We start from the raw sequence: 14,911 nt of genomic DNA, 5'->3' as shown, positions 1-14,911 counted from the left end.
TGATCTTCAGCAGATATCAGGCGGGCGGTGGCAACGACATGCCCGACCCGGCAGTACAGACGAAAGTCGCTCGCACTTGATCAGCGCTGGCTTCTCACATCACACGTTGCTCAGGCCGGATACGGCTACCTGGGCAGCGATGCTACCCAGGCGTTCGCGCTTCTGCAGTTCTGCCTTTTCATCGGCCTTCTTCACGGTAACTCTCCCCCGCGTTGTCCCTCAGCGTAAAAAACTGGCTTTGTCGACAAAGCTTGTCAAGCAATGAAATGGCCCGCTGCCACGAGGGGAAAGCAGCGGGCCGGTGCGCCACGGGCGGGGAGCATGAGTATGGCGCCTGTGGGTGGAACTTCGGCTAATCCAACTTGTTCCGGAAGGATATGGCTCATGGTGCGCGATTGGCCAACCGACATAGTGAGCTGATCCGCTCAGCATATTTGTGGCGGAGAGTCCTTGAATGGCGGCGCCGCTGTCGCCCATGGGAGACGGAAGGCTGCTGACGTTCCAAACGTGAGATCTCTTACCTCAGTATGAATACCCGGCAATTAGCATAGGCGGCAGGATCATCATCACCAAAAACTTTGGTGACGACATGATGGGTATGATCACATGCTCGCCTTCTTGATGATCATCGTCGCCATGGACAAGCGTGATTGTTCTTTGCCGAGTCCACGCTGGGAGCCGCCCCTGACTCAGCATCTGGTGGCGGGGCTGGCGACGGCTGCACCGACTACATCAGGCGGCCACCGGTGACCGCAATGACAGCTCCGGTGATATAGCTTGCGCCTGCCGTGGCAAGCAGAACGTAGGTGGCCGCCAACTCGGCCGGATGGGCGGGGCGTCCGATGGGCGTGTTGCGACCGAACTCGGCGACCTTTTCCGGTGGCATCGTTGAAGGGATCAGGGGAGTCCAGACGGGGCCGGGGGCGACGGCGTTGACACGGACGCCGCGCTTGGCGACCATTTTAGACAGTCCCTTGGTCAGATTCACGATAGCGCCCTTGGTGGCGGCGTAGGCCAGGAGCTGTGGGGACGGATCGGCTGCCTGGATTGACGCGGTGTTGATGATGCTGGCACCATTGCCCATGTGCCGCAATGCTGCTTTTGACAAAAAGAACTGGCTGTAAATGTTCGTCCTGAACGTCTGATCCAGCTCTTCCGCAGAGAGCTCCGCAATATCGTCAAGCGTGGCTTGGTGAGCAGCGTTGTTGACCAGGATGTCGACTTGCCCCAACTGACGCATGGCCGTCTCGACTATGTCTACGCAATGCCTTTCGTCCCCGACGTCGCCGGCAACAAGAACGGCACGCCTGCCCGCTTTCTCCACCCAGTCGGCCGTCTCGCGCGCGTCGTCGTGTTCATTCAGGTAAGACAAGACAATATCGGCACCCTCCCTGGCAAAAGCAATGGCCACTGCGCGACCGATCCCGGAGTCCCCACCCGTGATAATAGCCGTTTTGCCTTCAAGCTTGCCACTCCCCTCGTAACTGTGCTCCCCGTGATCGGGCCGCGGGGACATTGCGTTCGTCTGGCCCGGAGCACGCTGCTGTTGCTTCGGCAGTTTCTCTTGCAGGTCGAGGGTGTCCACATCAGAGATCATATTCATTCGTCTCCTTAACCGCTGCGCCCAACCACTCGAAGACCGGGATGTTCCACTGAGCCGTCGCTTAAGGACTTCAAGCGCAAGCGCCGGCCGCCCCCTCGCATCCCGTTACCATCTTCGCAGAAGGCGGTTGCACGCGCGAATACCTGGCCACGCGCTGGTCTGTCTGGCGGAAAGACTGGCGGCGCATCCAAGATGCTATGAGCAAATTTTTGGGTGCATTGCCAGAAGCCGGCACGATGAGGGCGTGCCTGTCAGGATCAGACAATTTCAACCCTAGGAAACACACAAAAAGCTCGCTGATCAGGGTGCTGGTCCACGAATATCTGCTTGCCTGCCTCACGCTCAAGCGCGTCTTGAGTGTCACGGTAGTTTCAAGAAAGTTCACGCCCTGGCTTGCCAAGCAGTCACCGCGATGGATGCGGCTCATGCCAAATCAGCTCCGCTGATCCCAATGTCGCCGTCAAAGATCTTCGGAACAGTCGTGCCCTGAGGTCGAGCCCTGTTTCTCTCGGCGTCCAGCAATTCATACTCCCCAGCTAAGCCGTTCATGAACAGCTTGAGTAGGTGTGCAGCCAAGCGCTCCCGCTGTGGCGACTTGGACGCGACACCGCGCTCGTTACTGATCGTCTCTGGAATGGCTCCAAAATTCTCTCCACGCACCGGAACATCGGTCCGCCGTTGCGGTTCGACAGGCAGCGGACACAGTCGATCCAAAGAAGCATCGGCCCGCTTACGACAGGCGCGAGGTCCCACCCCTAGATCTTGCGGGCAGAGGAGCAAGCTATGCGGGCGTTGGTCTGGCACGGCAAGGAAGACATACGCTGCGATCAGGTTTCCGATCCGGAAATTGTGGATGAGCGTGACGCCATCATCAGGGTGACGAGTTGTGCGATTTGCGGCTCCGACCTTCACCTCTACCATAATTTTGTGCCGGCCATGCTGCCCGGCGACATCATGGGCCACGAGATGATGGGGGAGGTCGTGGAGGTCGGGAAGGGAGTCAACGGCGCTCTGAAGAAAGGCGACCGGATCGTCGTGCCGTTCACCATAATCTGCGGCGAGTGCGACCAGTGCAAGCGACAGAACTTTTCGGTTTGCGAACGCACGAACCGTAAGAAGAATCTCGGTGACAAGGTGTTCGGGCACACCACCGCGGGTCTGTTTGGATACACTCATCTGACCGGCGGCTATCCCGGGGGACAGGCGGAGTACATGCGGGTGCCGTTCGCCGACGCCACGCACGTGAAGGTGCCTGACAGCCTTACCGACGAGCAGGTCCTCTTCCTCGGCGACATCTTTCCCACAGGATGGCAAGCCGCGGCTCAGTGCGAAATAGAGCCCACCGATACCGTTGCGGTGTGGGGCTGCGGCCCAGTTGGGCAGATGGCGATACGCAGCGCCCTGCTGCTCGGCGCGAAACAGGTGGTGGCGATCGATTGCCTGCCGGAACGGCTGTCGATGGCCGCGGCAGGCGGTGCCATAGCCATCAATTTTGCCGAGGAAAGTGTCGTTGAACGGCTGCAGGAACTCACCGGTGGGATGGGTCCTGAGAAGTGCATCGATTGCGTCGGCATGGAAAGCCACGTCTCGCTGGCCCAGCCCGATACCCTCTACGATCGCGCAAAGCAGTTGATGCTGATGGAAAATGATCGACCGCACGTTCTGCGTGAGATGATTTATGTCTGCCGGCCGGCCGGCGTGATCTCGATCCCCGGCGTCTACAGCGGGCTGGTCGACAAGCTCCCGATGGGACCGGCAATGAACAAGGGGCTCACGTTCCGCATGGGACAGACCCATGTCAACCGTTGGACCGAGGATCTGTTACGCCGCATCGAAGATGGCCAGATCGACCCGTCCTTCGTCATCACCCATACCGTCGGGCTTGAGCAGGGACCCGAAATGTACAAGGTGTTTCGCGACAAGCAGGACAGCTGCATCAAGGTTGTACTGAAACCGTAGGAAATCGTCATGACCGTGGTTGCTAAAGTTTCCAACATCACCCAATCGCCTGGCGATCCCAAAGTCCTGAAGGCTGGGCCGAGTGTGGTCGGCGCCTCCGACGGCCTTGCCCGCAAGCTCGGCTGGTTCAGCATCGTGCTTGGTGCCGTCGAGTTGCTTGGCGCCGAGCGGATGGCCGGCGCGCTCGGGATGAGCGGCAAGGAAGGGCTGATCCGCGCCTATGGGGCGCGAGAAATAAGCAGCGGCATACTCTCGCTTTCGGTGGACAAGCATGCCGGGCTGTGGAGTCGGGTGGCTGGCGACGGCCTGGACATCGCGACATTGCTGACGGCGTATCGGGATGACAACCCAAAGCGCGACAATGTGGGCCTTGCGCTTGCCATGGTCGCCGGTCTTGCACTGCTCGACATCATCGGTGCGAAAGGCGTGACCGGGCGCCACTCACGCAACGGAACCAAGCCGCGCGACTACAGCGATCGCAGCGGCTTTCCCCGAGGCGCTGCAGTAGCCCGAGACCTTGCCCGCTCGCAGCGCCGCCGGGAGGCCGGCGCAGCCTGACAGAGTTGCCGAGCCCGTGGCGGCATGCGACCCGCGACAGGTCGTGTCCCAGAGGGGGTTGGTCTCGGCGACCCTACGTTGATAGAACAGGCTGGGCCGTGATCATGACCGTCGAGTGGCCGTTCTGTGCGTCAGAAGCATCGGGGCACGGTAGCCCGCAATGTGTTCGGGCGATCCTCAGGCCGAGCCGCTTTCGGGCAAGTCGGTCTCTTCCGCCACCTCTTTTCGCAGATCTCGGCGCAAGCGTTCCGCTTCGTCGGAATTGTTTTCGTCGTCAGTCCGCTCAAGTTCGCGATCGATCGTCTCGCGCGAGCCTTCCACCGGATCCTGTTGCGGAGATGTTTTCGGGCCGGTTTCCATCTTGCCTTTGTTCGGAACGGCGCAGTCGAGAGATTTCGACATCTTTAGCTTCCCTTCGTCTGCCAACATGACCGACATTTGGAATGAGTATCGTCGGACCCTGCCGAACCGGATCGTCGATGATTTGTTCCGGGCTAAACCCCGGTTTCGTTTTGCCCGTCCGCATCAGGCGATGCCCCTCCCCCGTTCCAAGTTTCGCTGAAATTCCTGTGTTTGGCGCCACCGTTGCAACGGAACTACAGCCGCGCAGAGTCGAACCGGTGAAGGCCCCGCTGGTCAAGCAGACCGATGCGGGTCCGCCTCAGCATCTCGCTGCTTGAAAGCGAGTTGTGGAAAGCTGGCAGTCGCAGGAACATTTGATGGCGTTCAGGGTATCAGCTAACAGCCTATAAAGCCCGCCTCGCTGGACTTGAGAGCGTGCTTGCAACCTATGCACCCATCGGGCGTTGGACAGCAACAGCTCGGGTGATGCGCAACGCACCAAGTGATTTGCGGGAAGCAATATGGCTGACAGGCGCTCAATCAGAACTCCGCTGGCTCGAGTGCGGGGCCTTGGATCGGCTAAACATGGAACCGAAGCGTTCATACTGGAACGGCTGACATCTGCTGCACTGTTGATCCTGGTCATTTACATCGTCGCGGTCGTTATCAGGCTGATCGGAGAGCCTCGAGATGTCGTCGTGCGCGTCATCGGGTCGATCTATGTCGCACCCGCCTTCATCGCCTTCATTTTGGTCAACTGCATCCACATGCGGCTGGGCATGCAATCGATCATCGAAGACTACTGCCACGCGACCGTGCTGAAATCGGTTCTGCTGATCGCCAACTGGTTGTTTTGCTGGGCGGTAGCCCTCGTCAGCTGTTTCGCCGTGCTCGTGATCAGCTTCCGATAGGCGGAGGTTCTCCCTTCAAGATCACGGCCTGCGCGACGCGCCTTCCAACTCAGCACCGTCCCGTCACCTGTCGCGCGCGGCAGCCGCCATCATTCGATTCTCGGGAGCTTGTCCCATTGATGGAAAGGGGGTGGAGAGGTCAACTCCCACTCCAATGTGGTGGCTCCTGCTCCCCATGGGTTCATGCCGGCCGCCCTTCGCCGGGAGAAAGCCTCCAAGATGCCGAAGAGGAAAACCACGACACTCGCGGCCGACAAATATGATCCGTACGATGAAATCATGTTCCAGCCGGCGAATGCGTCGGGATAGTCGATATAGCGACGCGGCATGCCCGCCAGGCCAAGGAAGTGATGGGGGAAGAAGACGAGGTTGACACCGACGAAGGTCGTCCAGAAATGGATTCCAGCCAGAAGCGGGTTGTACAGATAGCCCGTCATTTTCGGGAACCAGTAATACCAGCCCGCGAATATGCCGAAGATCGCTCCGAGCGAAAGTATGTAGTGGAAATGCGCGACGACAAAATATGTGTCGTGCAATTCACGGTCGAGGCCGGCATTTGCGAGTTGGACGCCCGTCACCCCGCCAACAGTAAAGAGGAATATGAAGCCGAGCGCCCAGAGCATCGGCGTCCGCAGGCTGACTGAACCGCCCCACATAGTCGCGATCCAGGAGAACACTTTTATCCCGGTCGGCACTGCGATCACCATTGTCGCGAAGGTGAAGTAGCGCTGAGTGTCGAGGCCTATTCCGCTTGTGTACATGTGGTGTGCCCAGACGACGAAGCCGATCGCCCCGATCGCCACGATTGCGTATACCATCCCGAGATACCCGAAGATCGGCCTTCGCGAGAAAGTCGAGATCACCTGACTTACGATGCCGAAGGCGGGCAGGATCATGATGTACACTTCCGGATGGCCGAAGAACCAGAAGAGATGCTGGTAAAGCAGCGGGTCGCCTCCGCCGTCCGGCGCGAAGAACGTGGTTCCGAAATTGCGGTCGGTCAGGAGCATGGTGATGGCGCCGGCCAACACCGGCAGAGCTAGCAGCAGCAGAAAGCCGGTGATGAGGATCGACCACACAAACAGGGGCATCTTGTGCAGCGTCATCCCCGGCGCGCGCATGTTGAAGATGGTCGTAATAAAATTGATAGCCCCCAGTATAGAGGAGGCACCCGCAATGTGCAGCGACAAGATAACCAGATCGACCGCGGGACCGGGATGGCCGGAGGTCGACAGTGGCGGGTAGAGAAACCAGCCGGTCCCGGAGCCATAGCCGCCCGGCACGCTGGGCACGAAGATCGACAACAAAAGCAGCATGAATGCCGGTGGCAGCAGCCAGAACGAAACGTTGTTCATACGTGGGAACGCCATGTCGGGGGCGCCGATCATGATCGGAACCATCCAGTTGGCGAAGCCGCCGATCAGGGCGGGCATTACGGTGTAGAAGATCATGATCAGCGCGTGGGCCGTCGTGAAGACGTTATAGAGTTGCTTGCCCGCATCGATGGCCTCGTCGCCTTGATAGCCGTAGATCATCGACGCCAGTCCGGGGAAAAACTGGATCCCGGGTTGCTGCAGCTCAATTCGCATGCTCACCGACAAAAGCATACCGATGACGCCCGCGAGGAAAGCGAAGATCAGATAGAGTGTACCGATGTCCTTGTGGTTGGTCGAGAACAGCCACCGGGTAATGCCGCTTGGCCTGTGGTCGTCGCGACTGCCCGGATCTGTTGCGATATGTTCACTCATGACCGTCTCCGCTTGGGCCGTCCGTCAACCAGCACCGAACCGTGCTGGCAGTTGAATGTTCCCCCCACAGACCTGCGTCTGGAACATTCAACGGAAGCCATGGTTTGGCTCAGCGCAGCATCACCCTGCGGAGGAGGATCAGCATTCATGCTGGCGATAATTGCTGCGGCAATGGTTCTGACGACGGTGGTTGGTGGGCTGATATCCGCCTTCTCGATCGAGGCGCGTCACGGCCTCCACGACCCCACGCTAGACCAGTCCACGCCTACGCGACGGCCCACCCCGGCCTGGAGGCAGTGGTCCTGACATGGATGCGATTGCCGAGACGTTCGATCGGAGAATCCAAGCAGGGTGGCTGCTGCTCGGCTTCGCGCTCGGTGGGTTTCTCGACGGCATCGTCCTGCATCAGATCCTGCAATGGCATCATCTTCTCTCGGGCCTCGCCGACCCGGCGGGCTCCAACCTGCGCTTCCAGATCATGGCCGACGGCCTCTTTCACCTTTTCATGTATGTGCTCGCGGTGGCCGGCGCAGTGCTGCTTGTGGCCGCGAGGGCGGCCGGCGCGCGGCCTGGGACCACGACTGAGATCCTGCGGGTTGCCTTGGTCGGGTTCGGCGTCTGGCATATTTTTGATGCCGTTTTGTTCCATTGGCTGCTAGGGCTGCATCGGATCAAGATGAACAGCGACATGCCGCTCGCCTGGGATATGGCGTGGCTCGTCATCTTCGGCATTGTGCCCCTTCTTATGGTGGTGGTGCTGCCCAACCGCGGCGGACCGGCACGCGGCGCGTCGGCAGCGCTTACCAGCATCGTCTTGCTTGCAGGATTGGCAGCGGGCGCCGGCCCGCTCTTCAACGGTGCCGCCAATTCGGTCATCGTCTTTCGGGGCGGCATGGAACCAGCGACGATGATGCGGGCCATTCAAGTCGCCGACGCCCGTCTGAAATGGGTCGACGGCAGCGGCACCGTCTGGGCGGTCGACCGCGTCTCGTGGCGCGGGTTGGTGATCCTTTACGTGCGCGGCGCCCTAGTCGTCAGCACGACGCCAATTATTGCCGGATGCCTCGCCTGGACCGATCCCGCCGGAGCGAGCCCTGACTTCAGATCGCTGCGAGCCATACCTGACAGCCTATGACTTTCGAACCGGACAGGAAGCATGCAACTCGCCAAGAGCAGGCATGGGCGAATCTTGAATTCGCGCATCGTCGTGGTCGGCAGTGGCTTTGCCGGTCTGAAGGTTGCCAAGGCGCTCGGAAGGCGGAGATCGGGGGTGACGATCATCGACCGCCACAATCACCACCTGTTCCAGCCCTTGCTCTATCAGGTTGCAACCGCCGCCCTGTCGGCGCCTGACATCGCCGAGCCAATCCGCAAGATACTGGGCCGCTGTCCCTCGGTTCAGTTCCTCTTCGGCGATGTCGCTGAGATCGGCACCGAGGGCGGGATGCTTGTGCTGGCCGATGGAACCACGGTTCCCTATACATACTGGTCCCGGCAACCGGTTCGCAGCCGTTTTATGTCGGCCAGGACAGCTGGGCTCAGGTTGTCCGGGCTTGAAGACCATCGAGGATGCCGGCACGATCCGGTCGCGATTGCTGCTGTCGTTCGAGCTTGCGGAACGGATAACCTATCCAGTCGAGCAATCCCGGCTAATGACGATCGCCATCATCGGAGGCGGCCCGACCGGCGTGGAACTCGCGGGCTCGATCGCAGAACTCAGCCGGCACACCCTGGCGCGCGACTTCCGTAACATCCGGCCGGAGAAGACAAGCATCATACTCGCCGATGCCGGCGACCGTCTGCAGCTGGCGGATTCTGCGCCTGGAAAGGCTCTGCGTCGAGGTCGCCCCTCGGCAATCGCGTCGAGGCGGTCGAAGCACAGAAGATCACGGTAGGCGGCAAGGTCATCCCGGTGGCCTTGACGCTCTGGGCCGCGGAGTGGCCGCTTCGCCGCTGGCGGCCCGGCTTGGTTTCGGGCTCGACCGCGGCGGCCGGGTGAAGGTTGCATCCGACCTGCAGGTAATCGGCCGTTCCGACATCTTCGCGCTTGGCGACGTGGCGCTGTTCCTCGACGAGAACGGCCAGCCATTGCCGGACCTTTCACAGGGCGCCAAGCAGGAGGGCGAGCACCTCGGCAGGGCACTGGCACGCCGGGTGGATACCGGCGAGGCGTTGCGGCGCCAGGCTGATCGCCGAGGAACGGGTTGAACCGGGTTCACCATCGTCGCCCGTCGCGGAACAGCCAACCCCGAGAGAGGCGTTGCCAGGGATGCGGGCGCCCTCCCCGGCATTGTCCGCGCGCCACCATGAGATTATAGCGCGTGCGTTCGGGGGCTCACCGGGCTGCGCTCAGGGTTGAAAACCAGCCTTCAGCGATCTCAGGAGACGCCCGGCAAACGGTCGTGGTTCAAGAGCCAGCGTGAAAATGCCGGAGGGGTTGAGGAGGGTTTGCGGCCTGGACACCGACAGGGCTGTTTCCCACCCCCAGCTATCGAGCAGCGGGTAGATGGAGTAAGCAAGCAACGGGACGCCAGCCGATGCAGCCGCAGCGCATTCTAGCAGCATCTCCTGGTGCCAGCGCGCGCCATAGTTGAAATAGGGCGTTCCGGTTTCGGTGACCATCATAGGCAGGTGGTAGCGATTGTAGTAGTCGGTGATCACCGCCTCGAGGCCCGCGCGCGCGCCTGAACTGACCTCGCCGGCATAATTCTGGGGCTCGGCACTGAGGTGTTTTCCTTTCGTGTCGAAGTCCTCGTTGTGAGCGTAATAGTCGACCCCGAAAACGGTGTCCCTCTTCATCGTTACCTTGAACTCCCTGTTTAGTTTTCGATGCAGGTCCTGGACTTCCTTCAGCATATGCAGGACCCGCTGCAGGCTGTCCTGCAGCGGCCGGCCGGTCGCCGGGCTGCCGTCGAGATAATGCTTGATGGCCCAATCCAGGGATGTGCGCGACGAGGGCGCGGTCGCGTTCCATTTCGCGAGGTGCTCGGCGGGCGTCATTAGCTCCAGCTTTTCGAAATCCGCTTCGAGCAGCCAGTCCTCTCCAAGAATCAGGTCGCTGCCGAAAAAGCGTATGTGCCGGTTGAACTCATCCCATCCTGGCTTGAAGACCGCTGCCTCGGGGTGGATGTAAAGCATGCGCCGTTTGCTTGGCGCCAGTTCCTCCTCTATGGCAAGCCGCGCCAGCACGGCGGCCTTGGCGACCTGCACGGCACGCTCGATGTAGTAGGTGGTGTGCAACGGGCTTTGCCAACGCGGAAATGCCCCGTTCCACATCTCGCTGTTGAAGCCGATGGTCGTCTCCGGCTCGTTGATCAAGGTCACTGCCTTGATCCTTGGGCCATAGCGATTGATCGCCGCCCGCGAGAAGGCGGCGAAATAGGCTGGCCAGTCCTGATTGAGGTAGTAGCTGGCCCGGCCCTTGGTGCGACCGTCCGGTCCGGCGACCCGGAACCGATCCTCGATGCCGAAATGGTGCAGGTCGAGGCTGACCCGCAGGCCGGCGCGGTCGAGGTCGTCGATCAGCCCGTCATGCGCCAGCCAGGTCTCGTCCCGCTCCGGATCAATCAAGTGGTTCGAGAGGCCAAGCCTGACGTTCAGGATCCCGAGATAAAGCAGACGGGCAGCTAGGACACGCCGCCGCTCGTGGTCAAAGAGGCCTTGGTCGTCGAGGGAATCCCAGCGGTAGCTTTCGTCGCGGGTCAAGGGATTGCCGGATTCGACACCCGTCCAGAGGAAGCTCTTAAGCGACGGCCGCCCATATATCTGCACGTATAAGTCGCTAGTCGCCGCATTCCGCGCGCGCTCGTCGGCTGATGGCGCAACGACCGGTGTCACGGCGCGACTGATCAGGGTCGACTCATTGAACTGGGCATCTACCGATCGCGGCTCCCGGTCGAGTTGCTCGACAAGAAGGGTCTTCGCTCTTGCCCAGTTGATGAGCGCGGTGTCCGTGTCCCCGGCAAGCGCTGCCCAGCTTTGGGCGAGACTGATAGAAAACAACAGGAGCAACGCGGCGGCGGAACTCAGGCAGGTGTCCGACGGAGCCAGTTTAATGCCGGATGATCGTACGGGCATGGTCTTTCTGCTGCTCACTTAGGCCTCAGGACTTCAGGTCCCCGGGCCGAACTGCAACCTCGCCGCTAAGTTCCTCCTCCGGCAGCGCTTCGATGTGTCGGAATAGTCGAGGGTTCGTGATTGTGCGCGCCAAAGCCGGAGCCTTATTGACGTTCCGTACGCGCTCCGACCATCGCCCTCGATCGGCCGCTCGAGGAAGGCCTTCACCTTGCCGTCGATCTCCTCGCACAGCCGCGAGACCTGGCTCTTGGAGATGCCGCTCATCCCGATGGCCTTGACCAGGTCGTCAACCGATCGGGTCGAGATGCCTTGCACATAAGCTTCCTGGATAACGGCGGTCAGCGCCTTCTCGGCCATGCGGCGCGTTCGAGGAAACCCGGGAGGTAGCTTCCCTTCCTGAGCTTCGGGATGCGCAGCTCGACCGTGCCGGCCCGCGTCTCCCAGTCCCGGTCGCGGTAGCCATTGCGCTGGGCGAGCCGCAGCGGGTTCTTCTCGCCATAGCCACTCCGGTGGCAGCCCCAACCTCCATTTCCATCAGCCGCTCGGCGGCAAAGCCGATCATCTCCCGCAGCAGATCGGCATCCGGGGTCTTCTCCACGAGCGTGCGCAGGTTCATCATGTCGTCGGTCATCGGTGGTCCTTCCGAAGTGGGGTTGGTGTCAACAACCAAACTCTACCGGAAAGCGCCGATGACCACCGACACGCCGCTCACTCGCTACAGCGCTACTAACGGCGCGCTCGTGAGTGGCTTCGTAACCGCCGAGCTACACCACCCGATGGGACACGACCCGACGACACGAAGTTCATTCCAGAAATCGCGGACGCGGCACGCAACCATCCACAAACCTCCGCGGTGCCGGAGCGGTAGCACCGCAGTGTCTGCATCCGGCGTGACGGTCGCGCCAGGATTATCTCAGGGCAGCGCTCCAACGCCGGTGTATTGCAGCCACTTGCGCGTGTTTGCTTGGCGTCCAGATCAGCTGGGTTGCTACCCTTATTGTTGGCTCTGCCCCTCGCTCTGCCTGCAGTACACCCGCCGCCGCAACGCTTGCTATTGTTCGGCGAGTTCATCCGGAGGGACTGAGCGAACATGTTTCATGGGCGCTGGACGTTTTACGGCTCGATGCCTCGCCTAAACACGGGCGAACGGCTGCATGGGACGTTCGGCCGGGGCCGCTCTGTGAGTACCACCTCAGCACGTCAGGAGATAGAGCTGCCGGCGCGGTATGCCGGCTGCAAACCATAATTCAACATCACTGCCAGCATCATTTAATACATCGTGCGGAACATCCGCGCGACGGCGAGGTTTGGCTGGCACTGAACGCCTCTCATAATATTTCTAAGGACCAAGATGGATATCGATCTTCAGCGTAAAAACAACCACAGGCTGCCACAAATCCGCAGAAGCTTATTGTGCTTCTCTCACCTTAGATGGAACTTCGTTTTTCAAAGACCGCAGCACATTCTAACCCAGGCAAGCCAATGCTACGATGTATTTTTCTTCGAAGAGCCGATTTTTACGGAAGAAACCACTGCCTACCAGAAAAGCTATACGAGCACTGACGGGGTGACGGTGGTCGTGCCGCACATTCCCAGACATCTCAACGGACCGCAGATCACGCGTGCGCAACGCAAGCTGGTTGACGGCTTGGTGGAAAGCCTCGAAGCAACGCCAGCACTGCTGTGGTACTATACGCCCATGGCCCTGCCTCTCAGCCGGCACATTTCCGCTGAGCTTTGCGTCTACGACAACATGGATGAGCTTTCGAGCTTCCGCGCGGCGCCGCCCCGGATGATGGCGCTGGAGCGCGAACTTCTCAGGCGCGCCGATGTCGTCTTCACCGGTGGTCAGAGCCTTTATGAGGCCAAGCAGCATCGTCATCGCAACATCCACCCATTTCCAAGCAGCATCGACAAGGCTCATTTCGGCAAGGCCCGCCTTGCCGGTACGCCGTCTCTCGATGAGGACAGGATCCCCGGCCCCAGGCTTGGTTTCTTCGGCGTCATCGACGAGCGCATGGATCTGGACCTGGTGGATCGCATGGCAGCCTTGCGGCCGGATTGGCAGTTCGTGATGATCGGCCCGGTGGTCAAGATCGACCCGGCAGACCTTCCGCGCCGGCCGAACGTTCACTGGCTGGGCGGCAGGGATTACAACCAGCTTCCTCATTATCTGTCCGGGTGGGACGTCGGCATCATGCCGTTCGCCAGGAACGAGTCGACCCAGTTCATCAGCCCGACCAAGACCCCGGAATTCCTCGCCGCCGGCGTACCGGTGATTTCGACCTCGGTCCGGGATGTTGTCCGGCCGTACGGACAGCTCGGCCTGGTCGAAATCGCGGATACTGCGGAGAAATTCATAGAGCGTGCCGAACATCTGCTGGCTCGCCCGAAGGATGATTGGCTGCGAAAGGTGGATCGACACCTGTCGGGCATGTCCTGGAGGTCGACCTGGCAGGAAATGCTTTCGCTTATCACGGAGACGCGAGAGCGGCGCACGTCCGGTCCCCAAGCGATACATGCGTCGGAGAGCAGCTATGTTTGATTGGCTGGTTGTCGGCGCCGGCTTTGCCGGGAGTGTGCTCGCCGAGCGCCTCGCCTCCCAGCGGGGAGACCGGGTCCTCGTGGTCGACCGGCGTCCGCATGTCGGCGGCAATGCCTATGACTGCTACGATGAGGCCGGCCTGCTGATCCATAAATATGGACCACACATCTTCCACACCAACTCCGAGCAGGTCTTCGATCATCTTTCGCAGTTCACCGAATGGCGTCCGTATGAGCACAGGGTCCTGGCCGAAGTCGACAAGAAGCTGGTGCCGGTCCCGATCAATCTCGAAACGATCAACACACTGTACGGGCTGGATCTGACGCCGGAGCAGCTCGAGGAGTGGTTCGCTGCGCGCGCCGAGCCGGTCGAGGAAATCAGATCGTCCGAAGACGTGGTGGTGAGTCGTGTCGGGCGTGAGCTCTACGAGAAATTCTTCCGCGGTTATACCCGCAAGCAATGGGGCGTCGACCCCTCGGAACTGGACAAGTCGGTGACCGCGCGCGTGCCGACCCGGACCAATCGCGACGACCGCTATTTCACTGACAAGCTTCAGTACATGCCTGCCGCCGGCTATACTCGCATGTTCGAGCGCATGCTTCATCACCCGAACATCCAGGTCATGCTCAAGACCGACTATTCGCAGATGCGCGAAGAGTTCGCCTACAAGCGGCTGATCTTCACGGGACCGGTCGACGAGTATTTCGGCTACTGCTACGGCCGGCTGCCCTATCGCTCGCTGCGCTTCGAGCACAAGACGCTGCAAAAGGAATGGCACCAGCCGGTGGCCGTCGTGAACTACCCGATGGAGCACGACTACACGCGCGTCACTGAGTACAAGCACCTAACGGGTCAGCAGCATCCCTGGACCAGTTTGACCTTTGAATACCCAACGGCGGACGGCGACCCCTATTACCCCGTACCGACGGCGGAGAACGCCGATCGCTATCGGAGGTACGAGGCCCTGGCGCGTACCACGGAAGACGTCTGGTTCGTCGGCAGGCTGGCTACCTACCGCTACTACAATATGGACCAGGTCGTCGGTCAGGCCCTCGCCACCTACCGGAGAATCGAAGCCTCGGTTCCCAGTGACAACCGCGCCCCTCTTGAGACCGCGGTGTCCAAGATGAGCGGCATTCTGCAAGCGATTTAATGATTGGCGGCGACG

General features: G+C 60.7%; 12 protein-coding genes and 1 pseudogene. 8 read left to right on the top strand and 5 right to left on the bottom strand.

Annotated elements, in window-relative coordinates; all coding sequences use genetic code 11:
* Positions 1–727: 727 nt before the first annotated feature.
* Positions 728–1,597: an SDR family oxidoreductase gene (locus LB557_RS05150; RefSeq protein WP_140717143.1), complete on the bottom strand. Its 870-nt coding sequence runs from the start codon at positions 1,595–1,597 to the stop codon at positions 728–730.
* 789 nt (positions 1,598–2,386) lie between these two features.
* Between LB557_RS05150 and LB557_RS05145 the strand changes: the two genes are divergently transcribed.
* Together LB557_RS05145 and LB557_RS05140 are read left to right on the top strand one after the other, a co-directional pair.
* The gene (locus LB557_RS05145; RefSeq protein WP_140663633.1) at positions 2,387–3,562 is read left to right on the top strand and encodes a zinc-dependent alcohol dehydrogenase; all 1,176 of its coding nucleotides are present in this window, start codon (positions 2,387–2,389) and stop codon (positions 3,560–3,562) included.
* Positions 3,563–3,571: 9 nt separating this feature from the next.
* Positions 3,572–4,120 carry a hypothetical protein gene (locus LB557_RS05140; RefSeq protein WP_224641749.1) on the top strand — a complete coding sequence of 183 codons (549 nt, stop codon included), beginning with the start codon at positions 3,572–3,574 and terminating at the stop codon, positions 4,118–4,120.
* Between the two features lie 177 nt (positions 4,121–4,297).
* On the opposite strand, the gene LB557_RS05135 is transcribed toward LB557_RS05140, so the two are convergent.
* Positions 4,298–4,558 carry a hypothetical protein gene (locus LB557_RS05135; protein WP_140663637.1) on the bottom strand — a complete coding sequence of 87 codons (261 nt, stop codon included), beginning with the start codon at positions 4,556–4,558 and terminating at the stop codon, positions 4,298–4,300.
* Positions 4,559–4,983: 425 nt separating this feature from the next.
* Here LB557_RS05135 and sdhD point away from each other — a divergent pair, with 425 nt between their 5' ends.
* Positions 4,984–5,373 carry a succinate dehydrogenase, hydrophobic membrane anchor protein gene (sdhD, locus tag LB557_RS05130; RefSeq protein WP_224641751.1) on the top strand — a complete coding sequence of 130 codons (390 nt, stop codon included), beginning with the start codon at positions 4,984–4,986 and terminating at the stop codon, positions 5,371–5,373.
* An 89-nt stretch (positions 5,374–5,462) separates the two neighbouring features.
* Here the strand turns inward: sdhD and ctaD are convergent, their stop codons facing one another.
* Positions 5,463–7,121: a cytochrome c oxidase subunit I gene (ctaD, locus tag LB557_RS05125; protein WP_224641753.1), complete on the bottom strand. Its 1,659-nt coding sequence runs from the start codon at positions 7,119–7,121 to the stop codon at positions 5,463–5,465.
* A 307-nt stretch (positions 7,122–7,428) separates the two neighbouring features.
* Between ctaD and LB557_RS05120 the strand changes: the two genes are divergently transcribed.
* The 3 genes from LB557_RS05120 (at position 7,429) to LB557_RS05110 (ending at position 9,329) form a co-directional block, all read left to right on the top strand.
* The gene (locus LB557_RS05120) at positions 7,429–8,256 is read left to right on the top strand and encodes a DUF2243 domain-containing protein (RefSeq protein ID WP_224641755.1); all 828 of its coding nucleotides are present in this window, start codon (positions 7,429–7,431) and stop codon (positions 8,254–8,256) included.
* 21 nt (positions 8,257–8,277) lie between these two features.
* Positions 8,278–8,871: an FAD-dependent oxidoreductase gene (locus LB557_RS05115; protein WP_224641756.1), complete on the top strand. Its 594-nt coding sequence runs from the start codon at positions 8,278–8,280 to the stop codon at positions 8,869–8,871.
* 188 nt (positions 8,872–9,059) lie between these two features.
* The gene (locus LB557_RS05110) at positions 9,060–9,329 is read left to right on the top strand and encodes a hypothetical protein (protein ID WP_051041272.1); all 270 of its coding nucleotides are present in this window, start codon (positions 9,060–9,062) and stop codon (positions 9,327–9,329) included.
* Between the two features lie 141 nt (positions 9,330–9,470).
* Here LB557_RS05110 and LB557_RS05105 read toward each other — a convergent pair whose 3' ends face one another.
* Both LB557_RS05105 and LB557_RS05100 read right to left on the bottom strand, forming a co-directional pair.
* A complete protein-coding gene (locus LB557_RS05105; protein WP_224713020.1) occupies positions 9,471–11,198 on the bottom strand; it encodes a hypothetical protein in 1,728 nt (575 codons plus the stop codon).
* 33 nt (positions 11,199–11,231) lie between these two features.
* Positions 11,232–11,680 (bottom strand): annotated as a pseudogene (locus LB557_RS05100) (transposase).
* Between the two features lie 869 nt (positions 11,681–12,549).
* Between LB557_RS05100 and LB557_RS05095 the strand changes: the two are divergent.
* Both LB557_RS05095 and glf read left to right on the top strand, forming a co-directional pair.
* The gene (locus tag LB557_RS05095; protein WP_224641759.1) at positions 12,550–13,743 is read left to right on the top strand and encodes a glycosyltransferase family 1 protein; all 1,194 of its coding nucleotides are present in this window, start codon (positions 12,550–12,552) and stop codon (positions 13,741–13,743) included.
* A complete protein-coding gene (gene glf, locus LB557_RS05090; RefSeq protein ID WP_140663645.1) occupies positions 13,736–14,896 on the top strand; it encodes a UDP-galactopyranose mutase in 1,161 nt (386 codons plus the stop codon). Before LB557_RS05095 ends, glf begins: the two co-directional genes overlap by 8 nt.
* Positions 14,897–14,911: the final 15 nt, after the last annotated feature.

It is taken from the genome of Mesorhizobium sp. BR115XR7A (genome assembly GCF_020165315.1).
Classification (GTDB): domain Bacteria; phylum Pseudomonadota; class Alphaproteobacteria; order Rhizobiales; family Rhizobiaceae; genus Mesorhizobium; species Mesorhizobium australicum.
This window is presented reverse-complemented; position numbering and strand designations above follow the sequence as displayed.